Genomic DNA, 13,033 nt, shown 5'->3' on the forward strand with positions numbered 1-13,033 from the left:
CACCCGTTTTATACGGGTGAGGTATGCCCCTCGCCCGCCTTTTCGCGCGCTTCATAGTCCTCGATCTGCCGCGCCGTCCACTCCGGAGATTTCGTGAAGCGGGCGAGCAGGTTGTAGAACACCGGAACGATGAACAGGGTTAGCAGGGTCGCCACGATGGCGCCGAAGAAGATCACCGCCCCGATCGTCTGGCGGCTTCCCGCCCCCGCTCCTGTCCAGAGAAGCAGCGGCAAGGCGCCCATGGCCGTGGCGATCGAGGTCATGATGATCGGGCGCAGGCGCAGGGCCGCCGCCTCGATCACCGCCTCGGTGACCTTCAGCCCCTCGTCGCGCAGCTGGTTGGCGAACTCGACGATCAGGATGCCGTTCTTGGCGGCGATGCCGACCAGGATGATCAGGCCGATCTGGCTGTAGGTGTTGATGGTCGAGCCGGCCATCAGCAGACCGAACAGGCCGCCCAGCACCGCCAGCGGCACGGTCAGCATGATCACCGCCGGGTGGATCCAGCTTTCGAACTGCGCGGCCAGCACCAGGAACACCAGCAGCAGGGCCAGGCCGAAGGCGATGGCGATGCCGCCCGAGCCTTCCAGATAGTCCTTGGCCTGGCCGCCCCACTTGACGCTGACGCCGGGGGTCGGATGGGCCGCGGCCTGGGCCTGGAAGAAGCTCACCGCGTCCTCGACCGTGAATCCGGGCGACAGCTGGGTGGTCAGGGTCACCGAGCGCAGGCGATCGACGCGCGGCCGGTCGGGGGTGTCGCCCCGCAGCTGGGTCTTCACGACCGTCGACAGCGGCACCAGACCGCCGGCGTTGGTGCGCACCTGCAGCTTGTCGAGGTCGGCCACGCTGCGGCGCTGGTCGAGCTCGGTCTGCAGGATGACGTCGTATTCCTGGCCGTTCTTGATGTAAGTCGTCGCCTGGCGCGAGCCGAACATGGTCTCAAGCGCCCGGCCCACGGCCTGGGCCGAGACGCCCAGGGTGGCGGCCTTGTCGAGGTCGATCTGCACCGACAGGCGCGGCGCGGTCGGCTCGTAGTCGATACGCGGACGCGAGAAGCCCGGATTGGCCTGAGCCGCGTCGAGGATCGGCTTCAGCCAGTTCGCCAGCTGGACGTAGTCGTTGCCGACGGCGATCAGGTCGACGTTCGTGCCGCCACCGCCGCCGCCGCCACCGCCGCGCTGGAAGGCGCCGCGCACGCTGGCCACGGCCCGCACGCCGGTGATCTTGGAGAGGTCCTTGTTGAGCTCGGCGGCCACCTGGTCGGCGGTCTTGTCGCGCTCGCCCCAGCCCTTCAGCACCACCACGCCGTTGCCCGAGTTGAACTGGCTCTGGCCGAAACGCGGGATGGTCAGGATGGTGCGCTCGGCGACGCCGTCGTCGCGATAGCGGCCCATGATCTTCTCGATCCGCGAGCCGATCGCCGAGGTGTAGTCGAAGCCGGCCCCTTCCGGGGCGCTGATCTGGATGTCGACACGGCCGCGATCCTCGGCCGGCACTAGTTCCTTGGGCAGGCTGACGAACAGCAGCGCCGCGAAGCCGGCCAGCAGGATCACCGCCCCGCCGGCGGCGAAGGTGGCGGCGCGCCCGCCCAGCAGGCTTTCCAGCGAGGCGCGGTAGCTGTCGCGCAGCTTGCCCATCGCCCAGTCCATGCGCTTGTTGAACCAGCCGCCGCCGTGGGCGCCCTTCAGCAGCTTGGAGGCCATCATCGGCGACAGGCTCAGCGCCAGCAGCGCCGAGAAGGCCACGGCCGCGGCGATGGCCACGGCCAGCTCGACGAACAGCCGGCCGATATAGCCCGGCAGGAACATCAGCGGCGCGAACACCGAGATCAGCACGATGGTGGTGGCCACCACCGCGAAGAACACCTGGCGCGAACCGCGCTGGGCGGCGATCAGCGGCGGCTCGCCCTCGTCCACCCGGCGCTGGATGTTCTCGACCACGACGATGGCGTCGTCGACCACCAGGCCCACGGCGAGCACCAGGGCCAGCAGGGTCAGCAGGTTCAGCGAGAAGCCCAGCGGGGCCAGGATGATGAAGGTCGACAGGATGCAGATCGGCGCGACGATCGACGGGATCAGCGCCGAGCGCCAGCTGCCCAGGAAGATCAGGTTGACCAGCGCCACCAGGGCCACCGACATGCCCATGGTGATCCACACCTCGTGGATGGCCTCGGCGGTGAACACCGAGTTGTCCACGGCCACCACCAACTTGGTGCCGGCCGGCAGGGTCTGGTTGATGACCTCGACTTCCTTGGCCACGGCCTTGGAGATGGCCACGTCGTTGGCCTGCGACTGGCGGGTCAGGCCGATGCCGACCTGGTCGACGTCGTTGCCGCGGAACAGGCGACGGCGCTCGTCCGGCCCTTCCTCGATGCGGGCCACGTCCGACAGGCGCAGCACGAAGCCGCTGGCGTCGGCGGGCCGCAGCGGCAGGCGCGCGAAGTCCTCGGGCTTGGCGTAGGCGCGGGCCACGCGGATCGTGAAGTCCTTGGCGCTGCTTTCCAGCGAGCCGGCCGGCAGTTCCAGGTTCTGGGCGTTCAGCGCGTCCTCGACGTCGCTGACCGTCACGCCCCGGGCGGCCATGGCGTCGGCGTTCAGCCAGATGCGCATGGCGTAGATCTTGGCCCCGAACAGGTTGGCCTGGGCCACCCCGTCGATGGTCGACATCCGCTCGACCAGGTAGCGGTCGGCGTAGTCGGCCAGCTCCAGCGGATCGAGCGTGGTCGAGGTCAGGTTCAGGATGATGATCGGCGAGCTGTCGGCGTTGGCCTTGGCGATCTGCGGCGGATCGGCCTGGTCGGGCAGGTTGGCCGACACCCGGCTGACGGCGTCGCGAACGTCGTTGGCGGCGGCGTCCAGGTCCCGGTCCAGGCGGAAGGTGATGCTGATCTGCGAGCGGCCGTCGCGCGAGGAGCTGTTGACCCGGTCGATGCCCTGGATGCCGGCCACCTGGCGCTCGATCACCTGGGTGATGCGCTCCTCGATGACCTCGGCCGAGGCGCCGCGATAGGCGGTCGAGATCGACACCACGGGCGGATCGACATTGGGCAGTTCGCGGATCGGCAGCGAGCCGAACGCGGCCAGGCCGATGACGCACAGGATGATCGCCGCGACGGCGGCGAATACCGGGCGGCGGACGGAGATGTCGGAAAGCATCAGCCGGCCTTGCGGTCTTGCTTGGCGTGGTCTTGGCCAGGCTGGCCCGCCGGCTTGTTGACGTCACGCACCGCGCCGCCGTCCTGCACGCGGTTGAGGCCGTCGGCCACGATCACGTCGCCGGCCTTGAGGCCCGAGCGGATCTCGACATAGCCGCCGGCGGTCAGGCCCGTGGTCACGTTGGTGCGGCGGGCGACATGGCCCTTGTCGCCCTTGGCGACGACGAACACCGAGGCCTGCTGGCCTTCGAACTGCACGGCCGCCTCCGGCGCGGCCAGGCCCTGGCGCACGCCCTGGTCGATGGCGACCTTGACCAGCATGCCCGGCTTCAGCCGGCCGCCGGGGTTGGGGAACTCGGCCCGGGCCTTGATGGCGCGGGTGGTCTCGTCGATGCGGGTGTCGATCTGGGCGATGCGGCCCTGGAAGGTCTCGCCCGGTAGGGCGTCGGGCGCGGCCTGGATCGGCAGGCCCTCGCGCAGGGTGGCGAGGTAGCGGTCCGGCACGGCGAAATCGACGCGCACGACCGAGGCGTCGTCCAGGCTGACGATGGCCGTGCCCGGCGCGATCAGCGTGCCCGGCGCGACGTCGGAAATGCCCACCCGGCCGGCGAACGGCGCGCGGATCACGCGGTCCAGCCGCTGGGCCTTGGCCGAGGCGACGCTGGCCTTGGCCGTCTCGTAGGCGGCCTGGTACTGCTCGGCGGTGGCGCGCGGGGCGATGCCCTTGTCGGCCAGGGTCTTCCAGCGCTGATAGGCGCGCTCGGCCTGGTTCAGGTTGGCCTGGGCCTCGGCGATGCCCGCGTTTTCCTGGTCGTCCTTCAGCGTCACCAGCACCTGGCCGCGGACCACCTGCTGGCCGTCGCGGAAGTGGACGGCGGTGATCATCTCGGTGGTGTTCGAGGTGATGGTCACCGACTGGCGGCCCTTGGCCACGCCCAGCACCTCGATGCGATCGGTGAACGGACGGCTGTCGACCTTGACCTGCGAGACGGCTGTGGCGCGGCCGCCCGGACCGCCCTGCCCCTCGGCCTTGCCGCCCAGCAGAAGCTTGGCGCCGCCGGCCACGATCATCAGAACCAGGGCGACGCCGGCCGCCATGAGGAAGAAGTGCCTGCGGATCACTAAGGTACGCTCCGGCCCCGTTGAACCGGGCCTCAAAGTCTAGGTTGCGGCGACATATGACCTCACCCTAGACCCGCGTCTAGTGACACTAGAATTACGGTTTATTTCATCGACGCAACACTTTCATGGCGGCGCTTTGACGTAACGCCAGTCGCCAAGGCGCCGCCTTGAACGCGCTAGTCCGTGTAGCCCGGGGACTCGCGATCCAGCTGCCTCAGGCACCCCGGCCAGGCCAGGCCCGCGATCATGCCCAGGCCCATGCCGGTCTGGCTTCGCACTTCGGCCTGGGCCGCCTCCGGAGCGAGCAGCACGTGCTCGCGTCCTGCGCTGAGCGCCATCACCTGCTGGGCGCAGGCGCGCTCCAGGAAGAACATTCCCAGCCAGCATTCGGCCGCCGTGCGGCCGGTCGACAGGGTGCCGTGGTTGCGCAGCAGCATCAGCCGCTTGTCGCCCAAGTCGGCCACCAGCCGCTCGCGCTCGTCGAGGTTCAGGGCGATGCCCTCGTAGTCGTGATAGGCCAGTTGCGGCGTCACGATCAGGGCGTGCTGGCTCAGCGGCAGCAGGCCCTCGGCATGGGCGGCCACGGCCACGCCCTGGTCGCTGTGCAGGTGCATGACGAACTGGGCGTCCTCCCGCGCGGCGTGGATCGCCGAATGGATCGTGAAGCCCGCCGGATTGATGAAGTAGGGCGTCTTGTCGATCACGTTGCCTTCCAGATCCACCTTCACCAGGCACGAGGCGGTCATCTCGCCGAAGAACATGCCGTACGGGTTGATCAGGAAGTGATGCTCGGGCCCGGGGATGCGGGCCGAGATGTGGGTGAAGATCATGTCGTCCCAGCCGTGCAGGGCGACCAGCCGATAGAGGGCGGCCAGATCGACCCGGGCCTGCCATTCGGCCTCGCTGACCTTGTCCTTGATCGATGCGGCGATCGCGCCGGCGCCGTCGGCCATGACGTTTGCTCCCGTAGGTTATCATTGTTGAGTTGAGCGTCGCGCCGACGGGCGCCCCCGTCAAGAGATTGGGTCAAGCGACCCGTGTTCCACGGGAACGGACTTGCCAGCGCCGCCGGCCCGTCGGACGGTCCATCCAGATTCGTATACGGGGGACGGCCGGCATGTTGCCCTTGATCGGCGTGGGCGTGATCGTCCTGGGCTTCGCCTTGAGATTCAATCCGTTGCTGGTGGTGGTCTGCGCCGCCATGGCCTCGGGCCTGGCCGCCGGCCTTGGCCCGCTGGAGGTGCTGGCCGCCTTCGGCAAGGCGTTCAACCAGAACCGTTATGTCAGCATCGTCTGGGTGATCCTGCCGGCCATCGGCGTGCTCGAACGCTCGGGCCTGCAGGAGCGCGCCCGCACCGCGATCCGAGCGATGAAGGCCGCAACGGCGGGACGGATCCTGATCGTCTACCTGCTGGCCCGCCAGCTGACCGCGGCGCTGGGCCTGATCTCGATCGCCGGCCACGCCCAGACCGTCCGCCCGCTGGTCGCCCCCATGGCCGAGGCCGCCGCCGAAGGCCAGGCGCCGCTCGATGATGCGACCCGCGAAGAGGTCAAGGCGATGAGCGCGGCCACCGACAATGTCGGCGTCTTCTTCGGCGAGGACATCTTCATGGCCATCGGCTCGATCCTGCTGATCGTCGGCTTCCTCGACCAGAACGGCCTGATCGTCGAGCCGCTGCACCTGTCGGTCTGGGCCATACCGACGGCGATCTGCGCCTTCCTGGTGCACGGCGCGCGCCTGCTGCTGTTCGATCGCAAGCTTTCGAAGCGGGGGGTGAAGGCATGATCGGCCTGCCGCTCGTCTATCTGCTCGCCGGCTTCATGTTCACGGCCTTCGCGGCCATGAGCGCCGGCGACAAGGCCAACCCCAAGCGCTGGGGCAACGCCGCCTTCTGGGGGTTGTTCGCGATCAGCTTCCTGTTCGGCGACCGCCTGGGCGATCTCGGCAACGGCTTCCTCGTCGTCGCCCTGGCCTTGCTGGCCGGCACGGGCCGCCTCGGCGTGGGCCAGCCCAAGACCACCACCGCCGAAGAACGCGTCGAACTGGCCCAGCGCTTCGGCCTCAAGCTGTTCCTGCCGGCCCTGCTAATCCCGGTCATCGTCCTGGCCGGCACCTTCACTTTCAAGGCCCTGACCTGGAAGGGCCAACACGTTGTCGATCCCAAGCAGGCCACCCTGGTCTCCCTGGCCGTCGCCGCCGTGGTCGCCGCGATCCTGGCCCAGCGCCTCTTCAGGCAACCGGCCGGCGCGCCGCTGCAGGAGGGCCGACGGCTGATGGACCTGGTCGGCTGGGCCGCCCTGCTGCCGCAGATGCTGGCGGCGCTGGGCGCGGTCTTCGCCCTGGCCGGCGTGGGCCAGACCATCGGCGACATCACCCTGGCCATCACCCCGGTCGACAGCCGCCTGGCCGTGGTCGTCGCCTATTGCCTCGGCATGGCGATCTTCACGGTGATGATGGGCAACGCCTTCGCCGCCTTCCCGGTGATGACCGCCGGCATCGGCCTGCCGCTGGTGATCGGCCGCTTCGGCGGCGACCCGGCCGTGGTCTGCGCCATCGGCATGCTGTCGGGCTTCTGCGGCACCCTGCTGACGCCCCTGGCCGCCAACTTCAACCTCGTCCCCGCCGCCCTCCTCCAGCTGAAGAACCGCTACGCCGTCATCCGCGCCCAGGCGCCGACGGCGGTGCTGATGCTGCTGATCAACATGGTCCTGATGTATGTCCTCGCCTTCCGCTGAGACCGTCTCCCGCTTCGCCCAGGCCGCGCTGGGCCACGTCGTCCGCGAATATCCCAACAAGCTCGACCACGTGATGGCCGGCGACGCCGATGTGCTCGGCCCGCACGCCCTGCACCCGATCTTCTATGGCAGCTTCGACTGGCACTCCTGCGTCCACGGCTACTGGGCCCTGGCCACCCTGCTGCGCCTGCATCCGGGCCTGCCCGAGGCCCCGGCCATCCGCGCCCTGTTCGATGACGCCTTCACGGAGGGCAAGGTCGCCGCCGAGGTCGCCTATCTCGCCCGCCCCGAAAGCCGCGGCTTCGAGCGCCCCTACGGCTGGGCCTGGCTGCTGAAGCTGCAAGCCGAGCTCCTCGTCCACGACGCGCCCTGGGCCGCGGCCATGCAGCCGCTGGCCGACGCCTTCGTCGCCCGCTACCGCGCCTTCCTGCCGATCGCCGACTATCCGATCCGGGCCGGCGTGCACTCCAACACCGCCTTCGCCCTGGCCCTGGCCGCCGACTACGCCGACGCCACCGGCGACGCCGACTTCCGCGCCCTGCTCGCGGCCAAGGCGGCAGCCTGGTACGGCCAGGACCGCGCCTGCCAGGCCTGGGAGCCGTCCGGGGACGACTTCCTGTCGCCCGGCCTGGTCGAGGCCCTGGCCATGCGCCGCCTCCACCCCGAAACCTTCGCCGCCTGGTTCGCCGCCTTCCTGCCCGACCTCGCCCAGCGCCGACCGGCGACGCTGTTCGCCCCGCCCTCGGTCAGCGACCGCACCGACGGCAAGATCGCCCACCTCGACGGCCTGTCTCTGTCCCGCGCCTGGTGCTGGCGCGCCGTCGCCAAGGATGCGCCTCCGGCCGTGGCGGCCGTCGCCCTGGAAGCCGCCGAGCTTCACCTACAAGCCGCCTTGCCCCACGTCACTGGCGACTACATGGGCGAGCACTGGCTGGCGAGCTTCGCCCTGCTGGCGATGCTGGAGGGGTGAACGGCCGGCAGCGATCCTTCTCCCCTTGCGGGAGAAGGTGGCGGCGAAGCCGTCGGATGAGGGGTCTCTCAGATGTGGGACGCTCCGCCCGGCCTGACCGCTGCACGCAGCTTCAAGGTTTGAGAGACCCCTCACCCGACCTGCTTCGCAGGCCACCCTCTCCCGCAAGGGGAGAGGGATCGCACGGCGGCTGAAAACGTCCCACCTCCGGCCCTTCGGGCCACCTCCCACAGAGGGGGAGGTTCCTCTACTGTGCCCCGCCGCCCGCAACCGGATTCGCCTGCCCGTGTCTCAGATCCCCGTCGCCGACCTCACCGAAGCCCAAGCCGTCGAGGAACTGGAACGTCTCGCCGACGAGATGGCCGGCCACGACCTGCGCTACTACCAGGACGACGCCCCGACAATCGACGACGCTGGGTACGACGAGCTCAAGCGCCGCAACGCCGACATCGAGGCGCGCTTTCCCCAGCACGTCCGCGAGAACTCGCCGTCGCTGAAGGTCGGCGCCGCGCGCTCGGCCCAGTTCTCGCCGGTCGAGCACGGCGTGCCGATGCTCAGCCTCGACAACGCCTTTTCCAACGACGAGGCGACCGAGTTCGACGCCCGCATCCGCCGCTTCCTGCGCATCGGCGCCGACGAGCCGGTGTTCTACACCGCCGAACCCAAGATCGACGGCCTGTCGGCATCGATCCGCTACGAGAAGGGCGTGCTGGTCCAAGGCGCCACGCGCGGCGACGGCCGTGTCGGCGAGGACGTCACGGCCAACCTCAAGACCATCGCCGACATCCCCCACAAGCTGAAGGGCTCGGGCTGGCCTGACGTGATCGAGATCCGCGGCGAGGTCTATGTCGAGCTCGAGGCCTTCGCCGCCTTCAACCGGGCCGCCGAGGAAGCCGGTTCGCGCACCTACGCCAACCCGCGCAACTTCGCCGCCGGGTCGCTGCGCCAGATCGACCCGAAGATCAGCGCCACCCGGCCGCTGCGCTTCTTCGGCTACGCCTGGGGCCTGGCGTCGGAGCCCTTCGCCGCCGGCCAGTGGGAAGCGCTGGAAAAGCTCGAGGAATGGGGCTTCGTCACCACCGCCCCGCCGGCCCAGAAGGTCGAGGGCGCGCAAGGCCTGCTCGACGTCTACGCCCATTTCGAGACCCTGCGCCCGCAACTGCCCTTCGACATCGACGGCGTCGTCTACAAGGTCGACGACCTTGAGCGGCAGCGCCGACTGGGCTTCGTCTCCCGCTCGCCCCGCTGGGCCATCGCCCGCAAGTTCCCGGCCCAGCGCGCCAAGACGATCCTCGAAGCCATCGACATCCAGGTCGGCCGCACCGGCGCCCACACGCCCGTGGCGCGGCTGAAGCCCGTCACCGTCGGCGGCGTCTCGGTGACCAACGCCACCCTGCACAACGCCGACGAGATCGCCCGCCTCGACGTCCGCATCGGCGACACCGTCGTCCTGCAACGCGCCGGCGACGTGATCCCGCAGATCGTCGAGGTCGACGTCGCCGCCCGTCCGGAAGGCGCGGCCCCCTACGAGTTCCCGCACGTCTGCGAGTGCCCGCTGAAGACGGCCCTGGCCCAGGAGATCAACGCCAACGGCGTGGAGTCCGTGGTCCGTCGCTGCACCGGCGAGTTCGCCTGCCCGTTCCAGCGCGTCGAGCACCTGCGCCACTTCGTCTCCCGCCGCGCCTTCGACATCGAGGGCCTGGGCGAAAAGCAGCTGCAGGCCTTCTTCGAGGAAGGCTGGATCAACGAGCCGGCCGACATCTTCCGCCTGGCCCGCGACGAGGAGAAGCTGGCCGCCCTGCGCGAACGCGACGGCTACGGCGAGACCTCGGTCAAGAACCTGATCGCCGGCATCGACGCCCGCCGCACCATCGGCCTCGACCGGATGATCTACGGCCTGGGCGCCCGCGACATCGGCGAGACCACCTCGACCGTGCTGGCGCGCCACTTCGACCAGTTCGCCGACCTGCAGGCCGCCTCCGAAGCCGCCGCCAAGGGCCTGCCGGGCGCGACCTATCTGGAGCTGTCGACGGCCGCCGGCGTCGGCCCCAAGGCGCTGGACCTGCTCGTCGAGGCAGGCCGGGCCGGCGTGCCCGCCGATCCCTGGCCGCAGTCGGAAGACCTTGAGCTGAAGATCGGCCAGGTGGTGCCCAAGTTGACCAAGCCGGCCCGCGCCGCCCTTGCCCAGCGCTACGGAACCTGGGACGCCTTCGCGCAAGGCCTGGCCGAGGCCGCCAAGGGCGCGCCGGGCGAGGACTACCTGCACCTGGCCTCCGTCGATGGGGTCGGCCCAGTCGCCGCCCAATCCCTGGCCCGCTTCTTCGCCGAGGAGCACAACCGCCAGAAGGTCGAGAACCTCTTGGCCCAGCTCGACGTCCAGGCCGTCGCCAAGCCCAAGACCGACACCGCCGTGGCCAGCAAGACCGTGGTCTTCACCGGTTCGCTGGAGAAGATGACCCGCGACGAGGCCAAGGCCCAGGCCGAGGCCCTGGGCGCCAAGGTCGCCTCGTCAGTCTCCAAGAAGACCCATCTGGTCGTCGCCGGCCCCGGCGCGGGCTCCAAGCTCAAGACCGCCCAGGACCTCGGCATCCAGGTGATGACCGAGGACGAGTGGCTGGCCCTGGTCGCCGGCTGATGAAGGTCGTCGCCATCGACTTCGAAACGGCCAACGAGACCCGGTCGAGCCCCTGCTCGATCGGTCTGGCCTGGATCGAGGACGGCGCGGTCGCCCGCGTCGATCACCACTACATCCGGCCGTGGGACATGCGGTTCGCGCCGTTCAACATCGCCTTCCACGGTATCGGCCCGAACCATGTGCGCGACGCCGACGAGTTCCCGGCCGTGCTCGACAGGCTGCGCGAGGACCTCGACGGCGCCCTGGTGCTGGCCCACAACGCGGCCTTCGACATCAGCGTCATCCGCCGCACCTGCGAGCACTATGGCGTGGCCCCGCCGGCCTTCGACTACATGTGCACCGTGCAGGTGGCCCGCAGCGTCTGGCCGGATCTCGTGTCGCACAAGCTGAACGTGGTCGGCCGCCATCTGGGGATCGACTTCAAGCACCACGACGCGGCCGGCGACGCCTATGCCTGCGGCGCGGTGGCCCTGGCCGCCGCGATCGAGACCGGCGCGGGCGGTATCCACGCCCTGCCCGGCCGCATCGGCCTGACGCTCGGCCGGCTGGACCAGGGCGGCTATGCCCCCTCGCAGAGCCGCCATCTCCCCAGGAAGGCCCCGCCGCCGCCCCGCCCCGTCCTGCCGCCCGGCGCCGAGCGCCGGCTGGCCGGCCGCACGGTGGTGTTCACCGGGCAGCTCGACACCATGAGCCGCCCCGACGCCCAGGACCTCGCCGCCGCCATGGGCGCGCGGGTCGTGCTCTCGGTGAGCCGCAAGGTCGATCTGGTCGTCGCCGGCCCTGGCGCGGGCGCCAAGCTGCGCATGGCCGAGGCCATGGGCGTGCAAGTGATGCGCGAGGACGAGTGGCTAGCGCTGGTGGGGTGACTAGTCATCGAAGAACCGTCAACCTCACCCCCTGATACGTATCATGGTCGTGAGGCAGGACGACGAAAATGATGCAGGCACGACGGGTTGACGCTTATCTCGACACGATTTGGGCGATCGCAGCGTCCAGATATGTCGGCTCTTATGTCATCGGTTTCACCGCCCAACAGCGATGGGCCCGACACTCCGGATACAAATATCTTGAGTGTCAGCACATGGTTATTTTGGAAGACAAGCTGAACAGATCGGACGCGCTTTGGCTTGAAGGAAGAATTCAAGATTCAATTAAGCGAGATCGACGCCACACCAATTACAGAAAATATGATCCCGATCGACGCGACCGGCGCCACTATCCAAGTGCAGGGCAGGCGACGGCCAATCCAGATGCTTTAATCCACTCGGTATATATGGCTTGGTGGGAGCCCTAAGAACCTCACCATCGCCTCCTGGCCGCCACCTTCTCCCGCAAGGGGAGAAGGATCACTGAGCCAAGAACGCCGCCAGACGGTCCTTCCACAGCACCGCCCAGGTGTGGCTGCCGTGGCCCTTGGTCTTCTCGCTGGCCGGCAGCAGCACGAACTGCCCGCGCTTCAGCCGCTTCACCTCGCGCTCGGCGATCCCCAGTTCCGGCGGGTTGATGAAGTCGTCGGCCGAGTTGACCCACAGCACCGGGACCTCGATCTTCTCCAGCCCTTCCGATGGGTCGTAGTTGCGCGACGCATCCACCTGATAGAGCAGGTCGTTGGCGTCGAGCCCTGCGATGCGGCGGGCGAAGTCGGCCTCCAGGGCCTTGTCGGTGGCTTCGCGGGTCGGCAGGGCCAGTTGCATGGGCAGGGCCGAGGCGCCGGCGATGATCAGGAAGTCGGTCGCCGTGCGCAGACCCTGCTTCGGTTGGTCGACATAGTCGCCGCCGTTCCAGGCCGGGTCGGCCTTGATGGCGTCCATGGTCATCTTGCGCCACATGCGGTTGCGGCCGGCGATGGCCACGGGCTGGCAGGCGAAGGGCGCGAGCTTCGCCGCGAAGCCCGGATACGCCTCGCCCCAGACGAAGGCGTGCATGCAGCCCATCGACGTGCCCATCAGGAGCCGCAGGCGATCCACCTTCAGCCCCTCGACCAGCAGCCGATGCTGAGCCTCGACCATGTCGTCGTAATCATAGTGCGGGAACTTCGCCCGTAGCCCGTCCGAGGGCTTGGACGATTTCCCGTGGCCGATGCCGTCGGGCAGGATCACGTACCACTGCGCCGGATCCAGCAGACCGCCGGGGACCAGCAGTTCGTCGGCGAACTGCGGCGACAGGAACTGCTTTCCGGACCCGCCCGTACCGTGCAGCACCATCACCGCATTGGTCACCCGCCCTTGGGCGTCCCTCTTGGGCTCGCCCAGCGTCGTGTAGTGCAGCCGCAGCTCCGGCAGGGTCTCGCCCGAACGGAACTTGAAGTCCTTCACGACGAACTCGCCGTCTTTAGGCGCGACGGCCGGAGCGGCGAAGGCGGCGACGGGGCTCAGGGCCGCGCAGGCGGCCAGGGTCAGCAGCAGGCGGCGCATGG

The 13,033-nt window shown here is 69.1% G+C and carries 9 protein-coding genes; 5 read left to right on the top strand and 4 right to left on the bottom strand.

Translation table 11 applies throughout. From position 1 onward, the window contains the following. Nucleotides 1-8: 8 nt before the first annotated feature. The 3 genes from AC07NG_RS08665 to AC07NG_RS08675 all read right to left on the bottom strand — a co-directional run bounded on the left by AC07NG_RS08665 (nt 9) and on the right by AC07NG_RS08675 (nt 5,229). A complete protein-coding gene (locus AC07NG_RS08665; protein ID WP_492856034.1) occupies nt 9-3,155 on the bottom strand; it encodes an efflux RND transporter permease subunit in 3,147 nt (1,048 codons plus the stop codon). Then, nucleotides 3,155-4,276, bottom strand: a complete 1,122-nt coding sequence (locus AC07NG_RS08670; RefSeq protein WP_494593349.1) for an efflux RND transporter periplasmic adaptor subunit — start codon at nt 4,274-4,276, stop codon at nt 3,155-3,157. Before AC07NG_RS08670 ends, AC07NG_RS08665 begins: the two co-directional genes overlap by 1 nt. 176 nt (nt 4,277-4,452) lie before the next feature. Continuing rightward, nucleotides 4,453-5,229: a class II aldolase/adducin family protein gene (locus tag AC07NG_RS08675; RefSeq protein WP_487288261.1), complete on the bottom strand. Its 777-nt coding sequence runs from the start codon at nt 5,227-5,229 to the stop codon at nt 4,453-4,455. A gap of 164 nt (nt 5,230-5,393) precedes the next feature. Here AC07NG_RS08675 and AC07NG_RS08680 point away from each other — a divergent pair, with 164 nt between their 5' ends. The 5 genes from AC07NG_RS08680 (at nt 5,394) to AC07NG_RS08700 (ending at nt 11,483) form a co-directional block, all read left to right on the top strand. After that, nucleotides 5,394-6,062 carry a DUF969 domain-containing protein gene (locus AC07NG_RS08680; RefSeq protein ID WP_494593351.1) on the top strand — a complete coding sequence of 223 codons (669 nt, stop codon included), beginning with the start codon at nt 5,394-5,396 and terminating at the stop codon, nt 6,060-6,062. Next, a complete protein-coding gene (locus AC07NG_RS08685) occupies nt 6,059-7,012 on the top strand; it encodes a DUF979 domain-containing protein (protein ID WP_494593353.1) in 954 nt (317 codons plus the stop codon). Before AC07NG_RS08680 ends, AC07NG_RS08685 begins: the two co-directional genes overlap by 4 nt. After that, the gene (locus tag AC07NG_RS08690; RefSeq protein WP_494593355.1) at nt 6,993-7,982 is read left to right on the top strand and encodes a DUF2891 domain-containing protein; all 990 of its coding nucleotides are present in this window, start codon (nt 6,993-6,995) and stop codon (nt 7,980-7,982) included. The genes AC07NG_RS08685 and AC07NG_RS08690 overlap by 20 nt, the downstream gene beginning before the upstream one ends. 286 nt (nt 7,983-8,268) lie before the next feature. Then, nucleotides 8,269-10,617, top strand: a complete 2,349-nt coding sequence (ligA, locus tag AC07NG_RS08695) for an NAD-dependent DNA ligase LigA (RefSeq protein ID WP_494593357.1) — start codon at nt 8,269-8,271, stop codon at nt 10,615-10,617. Continuing rightward, a complete protein-coding gene (locus AC07NG_RS08700; RefSeq protein ID WP_494593359.1) occupies nt 10,593-11,483 on the top strand; it encodes a 3'-5' exonuclease in 891 nt (296 codons plus the stop codon). Before ligA ends, AC07NG_RS08700 begins: the two co-directional genes overlap by 25 nt. 480 nt (nt 11,484-11,963) lie before the next feature. Here the strand turns inward: AC07NG_RS08700 and AC07NG_RS08705 are convergent, their stop codons facing one another. Then, a complete protein-coding gene (locus AC07NG_RS08705) occupies nt 11,964-13,031 on the bottom strand; it encodes an alpha/beta fold hydrolase (RefSeq protein WP_494593361.1) in 1,068 nt (355 codons plus the stop codon). Nucleotides 13,032-13,033 lie beyond the last annotated feature (2 nt).

The organism is Caulobacter sp. GW821-FHT10C03, assembly GCF_059415485.1.

What these genes read in the sequence shown, in the direction of transcription:
- AC07NG_RS08665 (WP_492856034.1), bottom strand. Translation starts at nt 3,155, where the DNA reads ATGCTTTCCGACATCTCCGTCCGCCGCCCGGTATTCGCCGCCGTCGCG.
- AC07NG_RS08675 (WP_487288261.1), bottom strand. Translation starts at nt 5,229, where the DNA reads ATGGCCGACGGCGCCGGCGCGATCGCCGCATCGATCAAGGACAAGGTC.
- AC07NG_RS08680 (WP_494593351.1), top strand. Translation starts at nt 5,394, where the DNA reads ATGTTGCCCTTGATCGGCGTGGGCGTGATCGTCCTGGGCTTCGCCTTG.
- AC07NG_RS08685 (WP_494593353.1), top strand. Translation starts at nt 6,059, where the DNA reads ATGATCGGCCTGCCGCTCGTCTATCTGCTCGCCGGCTTCATGTTCACG.
- AC07NG_RS08690 (WP_494593355.1), top strand. Translation starts at nt 6,993, where the DNA reads ATGTCCTCGCCTTCCGCTGAGACCGTCTCCCGCTTCGCCCAGGCCGCG.
- AC07NG_RS08705 (WP_494593361.1), bottom strand. Translation starts at nt 13,031, where the DNA reads ATGCGCCGCCTGCTGCTGACCCTGGCCGCCTGCGCGGCCCTGAGCCCC.